We start from the raw sequence: 15,073 nt of genomic DNA, 5'->3' as shown, positions 1-15,073 counted from the left end.
CTATGGTTAATGTATTTAAATATACTTTTTAATTAATAGATGATCACCAGCGGTAATTTATCGTTGCTGTCATGGTTCTGCCAATGCCATAAAAACAGGCAGTTTCACCCGCACAAGAGGCAACATAGTGTTTGTTGGCAATATTATTCATATTTAGTTGAACTTCAGCCCCTTTTAAAGAGGAGGATAATTCGCCTAAAGAATAACCTACCATGGCATCGTACAAAGTGACTGCAGGTACACTAATCGTATTTTTAGTGTCACCTTGAGATACACCGATATATCTCACACCAAAGCCCGCTTTAGCACCATTAAATAGCCCTGATGTTTCATCATACTGTCCCCAAAATGATGCCATATGTTTAGGAACCCGTGGTAATTCTTTTCCTTGTGTACCTGCGGTGATGGTTTTTCTCACTTCAGTATCGGTATAAGCATAGCTACTAATAAATGATATATTTTCAGTTAATTGGCTATTAATTTGCGCTTCAATACCACGGCTTCTAATTTCACCCACTGGCTCAAAATAGGCTTTTTCGGCGTTATAGTTAGTCACATTACGTTGTTGTAATTGGTAAATGGAGAGTGTTGCTAATGTCTGTTCATTTGGGGTGAGGTATTTTATTCCTGCTTCTAATTGACGTCCTTCACTTGGCTCAAATGGTGCACTACCCGGAGCTCTTCGTGTCTGTAAATTAGGTTCAAAAGAGGTGCTATAACTAATATAAGGTGAAATACCATTATCAAAGGCATAGAGTAGACCCACTCGACCGGTTAGCTTCTGATCGTCTTGTTGGTCTTTGCTGTTTTTGATGTGATCATAGGTACGAACTTGCGCCCAATCTTGGCGTAATCCCCCTAATAAGATCCAGTTTTTCCATTGGATCTGATCTTGCAAATAGATCCCTAACTGGTCGTGTTTTTGTAATTGATTTGTCACCGGTTTTTGTAAACTGATATCAATAGGATAATGATAATTAGGATTTCGCCAATCCAGATCATATTCTGGGCCCATCGCTTGCAATAAATTGTCTTTATTTTTACTCCATTGATAATCAATACCTATAATTACTGTATGCGCTAATTTTTCAGTATCAAAATCAGCTTGTAGTCGAGTATCAATACCAAATGTATCTGTTTCTCGTTTTTCCTGTTGAGCTCGGCGCTCAAGAATATAAGGGTTATCTTTTCTTAATGAACCAAAAACAAGATATTTATATTTTTGTTTGATATGGCTATAACGGGCATTTTGGATCAATTTTAATCTATCATTAAATTCATGTTCAAATTCATAACCAACGCCATATTGTTGACGCCATGATTGGTGATAATCAGCATTATTTACATTGAAATCAAATGGAATGGTGCCTTCTGGTGTTTTTTTGACCGTACCATAAGCTGGCAAAAAATTACGGTATCCCGCTTCGGGCTCTTGTTGAATAAAACTTAATAACGTTAAACGTGTCTGCTCATTTGGCAAAAAAGTGATGGCAGGGGCAAGGGCAAATCGTTCTTCTTTATAGTCTTTAATTTGAGTATGTTGTGTTTTTGCTAATCCATTAAGGCGATAGAGAATACGATTATCATCACTTAATGAGCCTGCAAAATCAAAAGCTGTCTCTGCTAATTTATCATTTCCTACACGTGCTTGAATATGATTAATGGTTGTTGAAGTGGGTCTTTTGCTGGTCATTGCCACAAGACCACCTGGATTTAATTGACCATATAGAACAGAAGACGGGCCACGGATCAGCTCAACTCTCTCTAATAGCCAAGGGTCAATAGCTCCTGTAGAAGATGAGGCTCCCATACCATAACTAAGTCCATCAAGAAAACGGGGGGCATAGCTATATCCACGAATAAAGATTTCATCATTTCGGTTTGAACTGCCGCGATATTCAGTGAAAACGCCAGGTGTATACCGCAATGCTTGAGAGACTGAACTGACATCTTGCGCATCCATCTGGTCGCGTGTAATGACACTGATTGATTGTGGTGTCTTATCTATATCACTAAGTATTTTATTTGTTGATAGTGTTTTTGTTGCCACTAAACCTGAAATTGGTCCTTGCGGATCTTGTGAGGGGGATGCGGTAACAATGATTTTATCAGGTGAATTTTGTGTCATTGCGGCATGAATTTGTAACGATAACAGACTGAAGGGGAGAGTAAGTAATAGGTTGGTAGCAATAATTTTTTTAGACACTGTTGATCCCTTTAAATTTTTAATTTTTCTTTACCTAAAATGCGGTAATGGTGAAAATACCATTATGTAAATATTAATACTAATTATTATTATTCTATAAATTATTTTTATTAGTGTTAGTTTTTTATTACAAAATAGTATAAGAATTGGCTTTTATAAGGTGGGTTGGGAATAAGTTATAGGGAGATAAAATAACAAAAAACCCGCTTATTAAGCGGGTTTGATAACTGTTTTTAAGTAGAATTATTTAGCCGGGATCGCTTTTAAAATGGCAGTCAGTAACTGCCAGTATTGGCCAACACTCTTAATGTGTACTCGCTCGTCCGGTGAGTGTGCACCGCGAATAGTTGGCCCAATAGAAACCATATCCATATCTGGATAAGGTTTTTTGAATAGACCGCACTCAAGACCTGCATGGATCACCATAATATTTGGCACTTTATCAAATAGTTGTTGATAAGTGTCACGTACTAAGTGCATAACCGGTGAATCCGCATCAGGTTTCCAGCCAGGATAACCACCTTTGGTTTCGATATCTGCTTGAGCAAGTTTGGCTAATGCTGTCAGCATGCTAACAACATAAGTTTTACCGCTATCAATCAGAGAGCGAATTAAACATAGGATTTCTACTTTATCGTCAACAATACTCACTACACCGACGTTTAATGAGGTTTCAACCACACCTTCCACATCATCACTCATGCGGATAACACCATTTGGCATAGCATTAAGTAAATTGATGGTGCGAGATTGACAATCAGCAGTAAATACTGGTTTTTCGGTGCTAGTATCTGTTAATTCGATAGCTAGATTTTTTTCAGCAATGGCTAATTCACTTTTTAATAGCGCTTCAAATTCTGTGGTAATGCTATTTAATTGAGTCGCTTTATCCGCAGGAATAGCAAAAATAATATGCGCTTCACGAGGGATAGCATTACGCAGTGTACCACCATGGAAATCAATTAATTTTAGTGCTAATTCATCCGCATGTTCAGCAAGGAAACGCGCTAATAATTTGTTTGCATTACCTAAACCTAAATGAATATCACCACCTGAGTGGCCGCCATTTAGGCCTTTTAGTACCAGTTTTTTGACGATATGGTTTGCAGGAATAGCTTCATAAGTGAGGTCTACCGTGGTTTTAACATCAATACCACCGGCACAACCCATATAGATTTCGCCTTCTTCTTCTGAGTCTGTATTAATCAGAATATCCGCTTGTAACCAACCAGGCTGTAGTCCAAAAGCGCCATCCATTCCAGTTTCTTCTGTCATGGTTAACAATACTTCTAAGGGGCCATGTTTAACAGTATCGTCAGCTAATACAGCAAGTGCAGAAGCCATACCAACACCATTATCTGCACCTAATGTGGTGCCTTTCGCTTTTACCCATTCACCATCAATATAAGGTTGGATAGGATCTTTGGTAAAGTCGTGTTCGGTATCGTTATTTTTTTGTGGCACCATATCTAAGTGCGCTTGTAAAACGACTGTTTTACGATCTTCCATACCTTTGGTGGCAGGTTTACGGATTAAAATATTTCCCACCGCATCGCGCTCTACAGATAAACCTTTTTCTGTCGCCCAAGCCATAATGTGGGACGCTAAGGCTTCTTCATGGTATGAAGGGTGTGGAATTGAACAAATTTTTGCAAAAATATCCCATAATGGTTGTGGGGATAGAGTAGATAGTTCAGACACGATGGATCTCCTCTAACAGCATCTGTGTTATGAATAGCCTACCGCTTTCTTAAGGGTTAGCTTTATTATTCTGAGCGTTATTCGCCAAATATAATTGAGAATATCACTTTCTTTTGATGAATGCGTCATTCTCTTACGTATCTATCTAATAATTTGGACTTCTGTGTTGGTGTTCGCTTTTTTATTGCGTATTTTTTAGACAAAAAAAATACATATCAGGAAAAATGAGGATTATCTCGACCATTTTTATGTTTTCTCTGGTTTTTGAACGCTCAAATCACTATAATCTCGCGCAACCTTTTTTTCCGCAAAAAAGCTTCTCTCGAATTTCAAGTAGCTAGGATCACAATATTATGAGCGAAAAATATGTTGTAACGTGGGATATGTTGCAAATACATGCCCGTCAATTGGCACAACGTTTGTTACCAGTCGAACAATGGACAGGCATTATTGCCGTCAGTCGTGGTGGATTAGTTCCTGCCGCATTACTTGCTCGTGAATTGGGTATCCGCCATGTGGATACTGTCTGTATTTCTAGCTATGATCATGACCATCAACGTGACCTCAAAATCTTAAAAAAAGCAGAAGGTGATGGTGAAGGTTTTATCGTTGTTGACGATTTAGTTGATACAGGTGGCACCGCAAAAGTTATCCGTGAAATGTATCCTAAAGCACATTTTGTCACTATCTTTGCTAAGCCAGAAGGGCGTCCGTTAGTTGATGATTTTGTGGTTGATATTCCACAAAATACCTGGATTGAACAACCTTGGGATATGGGCGTTATGTTTGTTCCCCCTGTTTGTGATAAAAAATAATTTATCTTAATCAGTTAGTCCAACTGTATTGATAAAATCCTCGTTTATTGAACTGACCCCAGTTCCTATGCGAGGATTTTTTATATCGGCTTTATTTTTGATGACTTTACGCTTTTCCTATCTCTTCGTGCTGATGTTGATCTGCTATTCCACTGTAGAAGTGAAATCCATGTTATGATGTGAGCAGAATTTTGAGCCTCATTATACGATACACACTGATTTGAAGAGTGATATGGCAAATAATACAAATCTTTCTGAAACGTTATTTAAACCTCGTGCTAAACATGCGGAAACCTCAACGTTAATACAGTACACACACCCTAAATCTAATATTGATTCGTACTCTGTACTTAATGGGATGAGCCAGCAAAATTGGTATCGCACAATTCAACGTCTACAGTGGATCTGGCGAGGTATTTCCCCTATAGAGATCGAAGAAGTATTAAGTCGCATTGCTATTTTTGATGCGCCACGCAGTGATGATAAATTTATTGATACAGTCGTTGGCTATCGACGTGGCAACTGGTCATTTGAATGGTCTCATCAAGCAATGATTTGGCAACAAAAAGCGTTACGAGAGACCTCAGAGGAAGCAGCCGCTGATTGTTGGTTACGGGCGGCAAACCTTTATAGTATTGCTGCTTATCCATTTATTAATGGCGATTTTCTTGCTGATCAAGCGGTAGTATTGGCGATGAAAGCTTTTGAAAATGCCATGAAATTCTCTTCATTTGAAGTAAAAAAACTGACATTTAAATTAACAGGTAAAGGAACTACCAGTGGATTTTTACATCTACCTAAAGAGTGTAAAGGGCCTTATCCAACAGTCATTTTTTGTGGTGGGTTAGATAGTTTACAAAGTGATTATGTTAACTTTTTTAGGCGCTACTTATCACCAAAAGGTATCGCGATGTTAACCGTAGATATGCCATCTATTGGTTATTCTGTTAAGCAGAAAATCAGCGAAAATACCTGTCAATTGCATGGTGATATTTTACAGCAGTTGGGAGATATTCCATGGATTGATCACACTCGAGTGGGCGTAATGGGATTTCGGTTTGGTGCCAATATTGCGGTGCGTTTAGCCTATCTTTATCCAAAATTGATTAAAGGTGTTGTGGCATTAGGGCCATTAATTCATGCCTTTTTTACTCAAGCGGAATTACAGAAGAAAATCCCCATTATGTATCTTGATGTACTGGCGAGTCGCTTAGGATTATTAAATATAGATGAAAACAATCTCAGACTATCGTTAAGTAGTTATTCACTGAAAAACCAAGGGTTGATTGGTCGTCGTATGCCAGTGCCGATGATGAGTGTTTATTGGAAAGGGGATGAAATTAGTCCTAAAGAAGATTCGCAGCTCATTGCTCGCTCTTCTATGGATGGCGATATAGTAGAAATAAAAGAAAAACCACTTTATAAAGGGCTTGAACAGGCATTAACTAAAAGTGCAGATTGGATCTATGCTAAATTAATATAAATAATTTCAAACAATAACTTGCTAATTATAATAGATTATATAACAGTAGAGGTGATAAGGAGACTGAATTTATGACTTCATCTTTGCACCCTACCCGAGGTAAGTTATTAAAGCGTTTTGCTCAAATAGGACCTTATATCCGTGAGCAACAATGCCAAGAAAGCCAGTTTTTTTTTGATTGTTTAGCTGTTTGTGTAAATAAGAAAGTCACACCAGAAAAACGAGAGTTTTGGGGCTGGTGGATGGAACTTGAACGTAATGGTGAACAGTTAATTTATTATTACCAAATTGGCCTATTCGATAAAAATGGCGATTGGGTTAATCAAGTAATAAGTAAAAAAGATGTGATTGAATCAATACATGAAACACTTATTCGTTTTCATGATTTTCTACAAGTGGCGGTAAGTGAATTAGAGATGACGCTAGTTCCAGATGAAAAAATGAGCAATTTTCCTCTTCCCCTTAAGCCCTAATTTTGTGTTAGGGCAACTTTTCATAGATTTTGCGTTATGTCAGTTGGCATAACGCTTCTCTCCTGATAAAACAGTGTATGATCTTTTAAATCAACAAAAAATGGTAAATGTTATGAGTAGCAGCCAAACGCTGGTTGTTAAATTAGGGACAAGTGTACTGACTGGTGGTTCACGACGTCTGGATCAGTCTCATATTGTAGAGCTGGTTCGCCAATGTGCAAAACAACACGAAAAAGGGCACCGGATAATTATTGTCACGTCGGGAGCAATAGCGGCAGGGCGTGAATATTTAAACTACCCCGATTTGCCCGCAACAATAGCATCTAAACAACTATTAGCCGCTGTGGGGCAAAGTGCTTTAATTCAGGTATGGAAACAGCTATTTGCTATTTATGGTATTCATATTGGGCAAATGTTATTAACTCGCGCGGATATAGAAGATAGAGAACGTTTTTTGAATGCGCGTGATACACTGCATGCATTATTAGATAACAAGATTATTCCTGTTATCAATGAAAACGATGCCGTTGCTACTGCAGAAATAAAAGTAGGGGATAACGACAATCTTTCGGCATTAGCTGCCATTCTAGGTGGCGCTGATAAACTCCTGTTACTTACTGATATCGAAGGTCTATATACGGCCGATCCTCGTAGCAATCCGGATGCGAAGCTTATTCCAGAAGTTTTTGATATCAACGATGAATTACGTCAAATGGCCGGTGATAGTGTCTCTGGTTTAGGTACTGGAGGTATGGCAACTAAGTTACAAGCGGCCACTGTTGCAGGGCGTGCTGGTATTGACGTTGTTATTGCCGCCGGTGTTAAGCCTGATGTTATCAGTAAAGTTATTGATAATGAACCTGTCGGAACACTCTTTCATGGTTTAAAAAGCCCCCTTGAAACGCGTAAACGATGGATTTTTGGTGCTCCAGTCGCAGGGGTTATCATTGTTGATAATGGGGCTGAAAAGGCGATTAAAGAGCAGGGGAGTTCTCTTTTACCTAAAGGTATTAAAGAAATTAAAGGTGACTTTTCTCGAGGGTGTGTTATTCGCATTCAAAGTTTGCAAGGAAAAGATCTTGCTCATGGTGTCGCGCATTATAATAGTGATGCGCTACGCTTAATTGCGGGGCACCATTCGCAAGAGATTAGTCAAATTTTAGGCTATGAGTATGGCAGTGTTGCGGTTCACCGTGATGATATGATTGTGAGCTAGGGAGTATAAATATGTTAGAACAAATGGGAAAAGCGGCGCGAGAAGCTTCTTGGCACTTAGCTCAGCTATCAACCGAACAAAAAAATCAGGCACTGTTAGTCATCGCTGATTTATTAGAACAGCAAGAAGCCATTATTCTTGCTGCTAATGAAAAAGATATGGTGGCGGCACGAGAGTCTAATATTAATGCTGCAATGCTTGATCGTTTATTACTCACATCAGAACGTTTAAAAGCGATCGCTGATGATGTTCGCCAAGTTTGCCATCTAGAAGATCCTGTAGGTCAAGTGATAGATGGTCGTTTGTTAGACAGTGGCTTACGTTTAGAACGCCGCCGAGTCCCTTTAGGGGTTGTTGGCGTTATTTACGAAGCTCGTCCAAATGTGACTATAGATGTAGCATCTTTATGCTTAAAAACAGGGAATGCGGCTATTCTCCGTGGCGGAAAAGAGACTCACCATACTAACCAAGCCGTTGTCGCGGTGATCCAGCAAGCACTAGAAACATGCGCTATTCCTGCGGCTGCTATTCAAGCTATCGATAAGCCAGATCGTGAATTAGTCGCAAAAATGCTAAAAATGGATGAGTATATTGATATGCTTATTCCTCGAGGTGGTGCAGGATTACATAAGTTATGTCGTGAACAATCCACTATTCCTGTGATCACGGGGGGGATTGGTGTTTGTCACACCTTTGTTGACGAAAGTGCTGATTTAGACCAAGCATTAAATGTTATTATTAATGCTAAAGTTCAGCGTCCAAGTGCATGTAATTCGTTAGAAACGCTATTGGTACATGAAGCTATTGCGGAGAGTTTCTTACCTCAATTAAGTGATGCGATGGCAGCACAAAAGGTTACTTTGCATGCCAGTCAACGCGCTATAACTGCATTGAAAAAGGGACGTGCGACGGTCGTCGATGTGACTGAAGCAGATTATTGTGATGAATGGTTATCACTGGATCTGAATGTTGAAGTCGTTAATGATTTAACAGCGGCAATTGCTCATATTCGCCAATATGGTACCGCGCACTCAGATGCTATTTTAACGCAATCTATCAGTCATGCTGATCGCTTTGTACGCCAAGTTGATTCTGCTGCGGTATATGTGAATGCTAGCACACGTTTTACAGATGGTGGACAGTTTGGCTTAGGTGCTGAAGTAGCGGTGAGTACACAAAAGCTACATGCACGAGGCCCTATGGGATTAGATGCTCTAACCACCTATAAATGGATTGGTTACGGCGACAATACATTACGTCGCTAATAATCCCTTAAATAGCTAAGCCATACTTTCATAAAGTGTGGCTTTATTTTTTTGTATTGTGAGGTATGATACTTAATACTTTACATATTGTAAATTTTAGATTACACCCATTTAGCAGGTTAACACAGCGGAGAGAGTGCATTTATGGAAAGTACAATTTACCTTATAGGACCTAGAGGTGCAGGAAAAACAACAGTAGGTAAAGCGCTTTCTCTATCTTTAGATTATCAATTTATTGATACAGATAATTGGATAACAGATAAATATCAACAAACTATTTCTTCTATGGTTGAAGCGGAAGGTTGGGATGTCTTTCGCCAACTTGAATCAGATGCGCTTATTCAAGTTAGCCAACCTAACCAAGTTATTTCAACGGGGGGAGGGATAGTGTTGGCAGAAAAAAACCGTGTTTATATGAAAAATTCAGGTGTAATTGTTTATTTACAAGCTTCACTTGAAACTTTAGTTGAGCGTTTATCTCAAGATCCTAATGAGGCACAAAGACCTAGCTTGACGGGAAAAACATTAGTTTCAGAAATACATGATGTTTTAATTAAGCGTGAGCCTTTATATATGCAATGCGCAGATATTATTGTTGATGCTGGATTATCTATTAATGATATTATTGAGGTCATTCTCGCAAAACTCGCTAAATAATTAGGAAGTTGTCCTATATAAAGACGAAAACAAAAGACAACTATTTTATTTTCATCATATCCTATTTATAGTAAGGCTAATTATAGCAAAATGAGATATGGATATGATGTTGATAGCGTTTTTTAAAACACTATTTAAATTCTTATTTCGAGTAAGAATTGAAGGACTAATTAATCAGTTTTCACAATATGAAAAATGCATTATTACGCCAAATCATACATCGTTTATTGATGGTATATTATTGCGTTTATTTTTACCGATTAACCCTGTCTTTGCTGTTTACACCTCAGTGGCTAATGCCAAACATACCAAATGGCTCAGTCGTTATGCGGATATTGTTCCTTTAGATCCCGCTAATCCAATGGCGGTTCGCCAATTAGTTAAAGAGGTCGATAAAGGCCGTCCTGTTGTTATTTTCCCTGAAGGGAGAATTACGGTAACTATTGGTTTGATGAAGATTTATGAAGGTGCTGCGTTTATTGCTGCTAAATCAGGGGCAAAAGTTATCCCTGTTAGAATAGAAGGTGCTGAATTTAGCTACTTTTCTCGAGTGCGTAAAACGTTAAATATAAAAGCAAAGCTCTTTCCTAAAATCACAATAAAAGTGCTACCGGCGGTTGATTTACCTATGCCTACAGCGGAAAAATCAGCAGAGCGCCGTCGCTTATCGGGAGAAAAGCTCCGTGATATTATGATGGATGCTATTATGCAAGCACGTCCTAATATCACGCTCTATGAGGCATTTTTACAAGGAATGTCTCAGTTTGGTCGTTTCAGTCCTCTTATTTCAGATATTAATATGAAAGAGGATAGTTATCAGGGCCTATTGAAAAAAATATTAGGTGTTAGTCGTATTATTGAACGCTATACCGAACCTAATGAACGAATTGGCCTTTTACTTCCTAATACTACCGTTACGGTTGCGGCTTTATTTGGGGCGACAATGCGCCAAAGGGTTGTGGCGATGCTTAACTATACTGCAGGTAGCTTAGGTGTACAAAATGCCATGAAAGCGGCATCCATTAAAACGATTTTTACTTCACGCCAATTTTTAGAGAAAGGAAATTTATTACATATTCCAGAACAGACTCCGGATGCAAACTGGGTTTATCTTGAAGATCTCAAAGATAGCATTACTAGAGAAGATAAACGCTGGATTGCACAGCACTTACTCACTCCTCATAAAGCGATGTTAGCGCAAAAATCGACGGATGCAGCAGTTATCTTATTTACTTCTGGATCTGAAGGCACACCGAAAGGTGTCGTTCATAGCCACTCCAGTTTATTGGCGAATGTAGAGCAAATTCGCGCTATTGCTGACTTTTCACCCAGAGATAAATTTATGGCTGCATTACCGTTATTCCATGCTTTTGGTTTAACGGTAAGTGTATTAGCACCTATCTGCTTAGGGGCACGAGTATTCCTCTACCCAAGCCCACTACATTATCGTGTAGTACCTGAATTAGTGTATGACCAAAATTGTACAGTATTATTTGGTACTTCAACTTTCTTAGGCAATTATGGCAAATTTGCTCATCCTTATGATTTTGCTCGACTAAGATATGTGGTTGCAGGGGCGGAAAAACTGTCCGAATCGACACGAGTATTATGGCAGGATAAATTTGGTATTCGTATTTTAGAAGGTTATGGGGTCACTGAATGTGCTCCTGTTGTCTCCATTAATGTACCAATGAGTGCTAAGCCATATACCGTGGGGCGTTTATTACCAGGCATGGAAGGGCGTTTAATTCCTATAAGCGGCATTACGGATGGTGGAAGATTACAACTGCGTGGTCCTAATATCATGCTTGGCTATTTGCGCGTTGAATCCCCTTATAAATTAGAGCAGCCTACAGCAATAAATGCCGAAGGTATCGAAGAAGCGGGTTGGTATGATACGGGAGATATCGTTGCTATTGATAGCGAAGGTTTTTGCACTATTAAAGGGCGTGTAAAACGTTTTGCAAAAATAGCGGGAGAAATGGTTTCTCTTGAAAGTGTAGAGCAATTAGCGGCTAAAGCCTCGGAAGGCAACCATGCTGTGGTGGCGGTAAATGATCCACGTCGAGGTGAGTCATTAGTGCTTTTTACAACCGATAAGCAACTTGATCGCAGTATGTTATCGGCATTAGCTAAATCCACTGGTGTGGCAGAAATTGCGGTACCAAAAGATATTCGTTTTCTCAAAGAAATTCCTGTTTTAGGAAGTGGCAAAACGGATTTTGTCTCGTTAAAGCAACTCGCTGAACAGGAAAATAATTAATGTCAGAGAATATAAGTCAGCCCCCATTACTGAGTAAGGGCATGAAAGCAGTATTATTATCACAGTTTCTTTCTGCATTTGCGGATAATGCTTTGTTATTTGCCATACTCGCTCAATTTAAATCAGCATTTTATCCAGAATGGAGCCAGCCTATTTTACAAATGGTGTTTGTGCTGGCTTATATTCTCTTAGCTCCTTTTGTTGGACAAGTTGCCGATCGCCAGCCTAAAGGTAGGGTGATGCTTACTGGTAATGCGTTAAAATTTGCCGGTGCTTTTCTTATTTGTATTGGAACCGATCCATTCTTAGGTTACGCCTTAGTGGGGATCGGCGCTGCCATTTATTCGCCTGCTAAATATGGTATTTTAGGTGAGTTAACCGATGGCGAGCGTTTAGTCAAAGCAAATGGCTTAATGGAAGCATCAACTATTGCGGCAATTTTATTAGGCTCTGTGATTGGTGGGCTTCTTTCCGATTGGAGCATTATCTTAGCATTAGCTGTCTGTGCGACAATGTATGCTTTGGCTGTATTGGTTAACTTTAGCATTCCCAAGTTATCACCTGCTCAAATAGGTCGAGGCTGGAATATTAAAAAAATATTCAATCAATTCTTAGCTGCTTGTGGCTCTTTATGGCGAGATAAAGAGAGCCGTTTTTCTCTGGTAGGAACAAGTATGTTTTGGGGGGCCGGCGTCACATTGCGTTTTCTATTAGTGCAATGGGTGCCTATAGCTTTGGGAATGACTGATAATACAACACCAACAATATTAAATGCGATGGTGGCGATTGGTATCGTGATTGGCGCTGGTTTAGCCGCTAAGTTTGTCACATTAAAAACGGTCCGCCGTTGTATGCCTGCCGGGGTTTTAATTGGCTTAGGTGTTGTTTACTTCTCATTACAAACCACCATTATTCCAGCCTATTTTATCTTAGTTGTTATTGGCATTTTTGGTGGCTTCTTTGTTGTACCATTAAATGCTTTGCTACAAGATAAAGGAAAGCATAGTGTGGGAGCGGGGAATGCCATTGCTGTACAAAATTTAGGTGAGAATACCGCAATGTTACTGATGCTAGGTTTGTTCTCACTAGTCACCAGTATGGGTATTTCCGTTATTACAATTGGTATTGGCTTTGGTGCTATCTTTGCGCTAGCAATTGGTGGATTATGGTTGTGGGATTGCACAAGAAAGAGAGCTGAATAACGTTAATTGAGAGTCGAGGTGAAACAACCTTCATGATAAATAATGATGAAATGACCCATCTGAGCATTGAAGTCGGTCAGGCACTGCTAGAGCGAAAAAAAACGTTAACTACTGCAGAATCATGTACTGGAGGATGGATTGCAAAAGTCATTACTGATATAGCAGGTAGCTCGGATTATTATCATCGAGGTTTTGTGACTTACAGTAATCAAGCTAAACATGACATGATTGGTGTTGATGAGCAAACATTGTCTGATTTTGGTGCCGTGAGTGAACAAGTTGTCTGTGAGATGGCAAAAGGGGCACTGCTAACAGCAAATGCAGACTATGCTGTATCGGTTAGTGGTATTGCAGGTCCCGGCGGCGGTAGTGAAGAGAAGCCCGTTGGTTTAGTTTGGTTTGGCTTTGCAATAAAAACCCCAGAGGGGCTTCGAGTGGTTGCTAAACACTGTATTTTTAGTGGATCACGAGAGGAGGTGAGAGCCAAATCTGTGATTTTCTCTTTAAAATCAATTCTTAAAGAAATTATTAATAATTAACTTGATACTGTATGATTATACAGTATAATGAGTTTCAACAAGCAAAATCATATACGTTTTAATGGTAGTGACCCATCTTTATGCTTCACTGCCCAGAGGGAGATAACATGGCTATTGATGAAAACAAACAAAAAGCATTGGCCGCAGCACTTGGTCAAATTGAAAAGCAATTTGGTAAAGGTTCTATCATGCGTCTGGGCGAAGACCGTTCCATGAACGTAGAAACTATCTCTACAGGATCTTTATCATTAGACGTTGCTTTAGGTGCAGGTGGATTGCCACGTGGCCGTATTGTTGAAATCTATGGCCCTGAATCTTCTGGTAAAACAACCTTGACTCTACAAGTTATTGCCTCTGCTCAGCGTGAAGGAAAAATTTGTGCATTTATTGATGCTGAACATGCATTAGACCCAATTTATGCTCAAAAGCTAGGTGTCGATATCGATAATCTACTCTGCTCTCAACCTGACACAGGTGAACAAGCACTGGAAATTTGTGATGCATTATCTCGCTCTGGTGCGGTCGATGTTATTGTCGTGGACTCCGTGGCAGCATTAACACCAAAAGCTGAAATTGAAGGTGAAATTGGTGATTCACACGTTGGTTTAGCCGCACGTATGATGAGCCAAGCTATGCGTAAACTAGCGGGTAACCTTAAAAACTCTAATACACTGCTGATTTTCATTAACCAAATTCGTATGAAAATCGGCGTTATGTTTGGTAACCCAGAAACCACGACCGGTGGTAATGCGCTTAAATTCTATGCTTCTGTTCGTTTAGACATTCGTCGCATTGGCTCCGTCAAAAATGGTGATGAAGTCATTGGTAGTGAGACTCGCGTTAAAGTTGTTAAAAATAAAGTGGCTGCACCGTTTAAACAAGCTGAATTTCAAATTATGTACGGTGAAGGTATTAATACCTATGGCGAACTGATTGATTTAGGTGTTAAACATAAGTTAGTAGAGAAAGCGGGTGCTTGGTATAGCTACAATGGCGAAAAAATTGGTCAAGGTAAAGCTAACGCAACCAATTACTTAAAAGAACATCCTGAAATGTACAATGAGTTAAACACTAAATTGCGTGAAATGTTGTTAAATCATGCTGGTGAATTCACAAGTGCTGCGGATTTTGCAGGTGAAGAGTCAGACAGTGATGCTGACGACACAAAAGAGTAATTAGCTGGTTGTCATGCTGTTTGTGTGAAAATAGACCTTAAATCATTGGCCATTATCACGACAGCATCCCATTGAATA

The 15,073-nt window shown here is 39.3% G+C and carries 12 protein-coding genes; 10 read left to right on the top strand and 2 right to left on the bottom strand.

The window, feature by feature from the left end:
* Positions 1-43: 43 nt before the first annotated feature.
* Together GWI58_RS14520 and GWI58_RS14515 are read right to left on the bottom strand one after the other, a co-directional pair.
* Entirely contained in the window at positions 44-2,206 is a 2,163-nt protein-coding gene (locus GWI58_RS14520; protein WP_161735684.1) for a TonB-dependent siderophore receptor, read from the bottom strand.
* 243 nt (positions 2,207-2,449) lie between these two features.
* Positions 2,450-3,907 carry an aminoacyl-histidine dipeptidase gene (locus tag GWI58_RS14515; protein WP_004252266.1) on the bottom strand — a complete coding sequence of 486 codons (1,458 nt, stop codon included), beginning with the start codon at positions 3,905-3,907 and terminating at the stop codon, positions 2,450-2,452.
* A gap of 353 nt (positions 3,908-4,260) precedes the next feature.
* Between GWI58_RS14515 and gpt the strand changes: the two genes are divergently transcribed.
* The 10 genes from gpt (at position 4,261) to recA (ending at position 14,995) form a co-directional block, all read left to right on the top strand.
* The gene (gene gpt / locus GWI58_RS14510) at positions 4,261-4,722 is read left to right on the top strand and encodes a xanthine phosphoribosyltransferase (RefSeq protein WP_004244790.1); all 462 of its coding nucleotides are present in this window, start codon (positions 4,261-4,263) and stop codon (positions 4,720-4,722) included.
* Positions 4,723-4,954: 232 nt separating this feature from the next.
* Positions 4,955-6,205, top strand: coding sequence for an esterase FrsA (gene frsA, locus GWI58_RS14505; RefSeq protein ID WP_094959644.1), 1,251 nt, complete (start codon positions 4,955-4,957; stop codon positions 6,203-6,205).
* Positions 6,206-6,276: 71 nt separating this feature from the next.
* The gene (crl, locus tag GWI58_RS14500; protein WP_094959645.1) at positions 6,277-6,678 is read left to right on the top strand and encodes a sigma factor-binding protein Crl; all 402 of its coding nucleotides are present in this window, start codon (positions 6,277-6,279) and stop codon (positions 6,676-6,678) included.
* Between the two features lie 112 nt (positions 6,679-6,790).
* Positions 6,791-7,894, top strand: coding sequence for a glutamate 5-kinase (gene proB, locus GWI58_RS14495; protein ID WP_004247396.1), 1,104 nt, complete (start codon positions 6,791-6,793; stop codon positions 7,892-7,894).
* Positions 7,895-7,905: 11 nt separating this feature from the next.
* Positions 7,906-9,159: a glutamate-5-semialdehyde dehydrogenase gene (proA, locus tag GWI58_RS14490; protein WP_004244786.1), complete on the top strand. Its 1,254-nt coding sequence runs from the start codon at positions 7,906-7,908 to the stop codon at positions 9,157-9,159.
* A 144-nt stretch (positions 9,160-9,303) separates the two neighbouring features.
* On the top strand, positions 9,304-9,816 hold the full coding sequence (aroL, locus tag GWI58_RS14485; protein ID WP_004244785.1) for a shikimate kinase AroL: 513 nt from the start codon (positions 9,304-9,306) through the stop codon (positions 9,814-9,816).
* Positions 9,817-9,919: 103 nt separating this feature from the next.
* Positions 9,920-12,079, top strand: a complete 2,160-nt coding sequence (aas, locus tag GWI58_RS14480) for a bifunctional acyl-ACP--phospholipid O-acyltransferase/long-chain-fatty-acid--ACP ligase (RefSeq protein ID WP_017628345.1) — start codon at positions 9,920-9,922, stop codon at positions 12,077-12,079.
* A complete protein-coding gene (gene lplT, locus GWI58_RS14475) occupies positions 12,079-13,281 on the top strand; it encodes a lysophospholipid transporter LplT (RefSeq protein WP_094959646.1) in 1,203 nt (400 codons plus the stop codon). Before aas ends, lplT begins: the two co-directional genes overlap by 1 nt.
* Before the next feature lie 32 nt (positions 13,282-13,313).
* Positions 13,314-13,820: a nicotinamide-nucleotide amidase gene (gene pncC / locus GWI58_RS14470; RefSeq protein ID WP_004244782.1), complete on the top strand. Its 507-nt coding sequence runs from the start codon at positions 13,314-13,316 to the stop codon at positions 13,818-13,820.
* Positions 13,821-13,927: 107 nt separating this feature from the next.
* Complete coding sequence (gene recA, locus GWI58_RS14465) at positions 13,928-14,995, top strand: recombinase RecA (RefSeq protein ID WP_004247401.1); 1,068 nt, start codon at positions 13,928-13,930, stop codon at positions 14,993-14,995.
* Positions 14,996-15,073: the final 78 nt, after the last annotated feature.

Source organism: Proteus sp. G2674 (genome assembly GCF_009915195.1).
Taxonomy (GTDB): domain Bacteria; phylum Pseudomonadota; class Gammaproteobacteria; order Enterobacterales; family Enterobacteriaceae; genus Proteus; species Proteus mirabilis.
This window is presented reverse-complemented; position numbering and strand designations above follow the sequence as displayed.

Bases quoted from the DNA above. Each gene is read 5' to 3' on its own strand.
- gpt (WP_004244790.1), top strand. From the start codon at position 4,261: ATGAGCGAAAAATATGTTGTAACGTGGGATATGTTGCAAATACATGCC.
- frsA (WP_094959644.1), top strand. From the start codon at position 4,955: ATGGCAAATAATACAAATCTTTCTGAAACGTTATTTAAACCTCGTGCT.
- crl (WP_094959645.1), top strand. From the start codon at position 6,277: ATGACTTCATCTTTGCACCCTACCCGAGGTAAGTTATTAAAGCGTTTT.
- proB (WP_004247396.1), top strand. From the start codon at position 6,791: ATGAGTAGCAGCCAAACGCTGGTTGTTAAATTAGGGACAAGTGTACTG.
- proA (WP_004244786.1), top strand. From the start codon at position 7,906: ATGTTAGAACAAATGGGAAAAGCGGCGCGAGAAGCTTCTTGGCACTTA.
- aroL (WP_004244785.1), top strand. From the start codon at position 9,304: ATGGAAAGTACAATTTACCTTATAGGACCTAGAGGTGCAGGAAAAACA.
- aas (WP_017628345.1), top strand. From the start codon at position 9,920: ATGATGTTGATAGCGTTTTTTAAAACACTATTTAAATTCTTATTTCGA.
- lplT (WP_094959646.1), top strand. From the start codon at position 12,079: ATGTCAGAGAATATAAGTCAGCCCCCATTACTGAGTAAGGGCATGAAA.
- pncC (WP_004244782.1), top strand. From the start codon at position 13,314: ATGATAAATAATGATGAAATGACCCATCTGAGCATTGAAGTCGGTCAG.
- recA (WP_004247401.1), top strand. From the start codon at position 13,928: ATGGCTATTGATGAAAACAAACAAAAAGCATTGGCCGCAGCACTTGGT.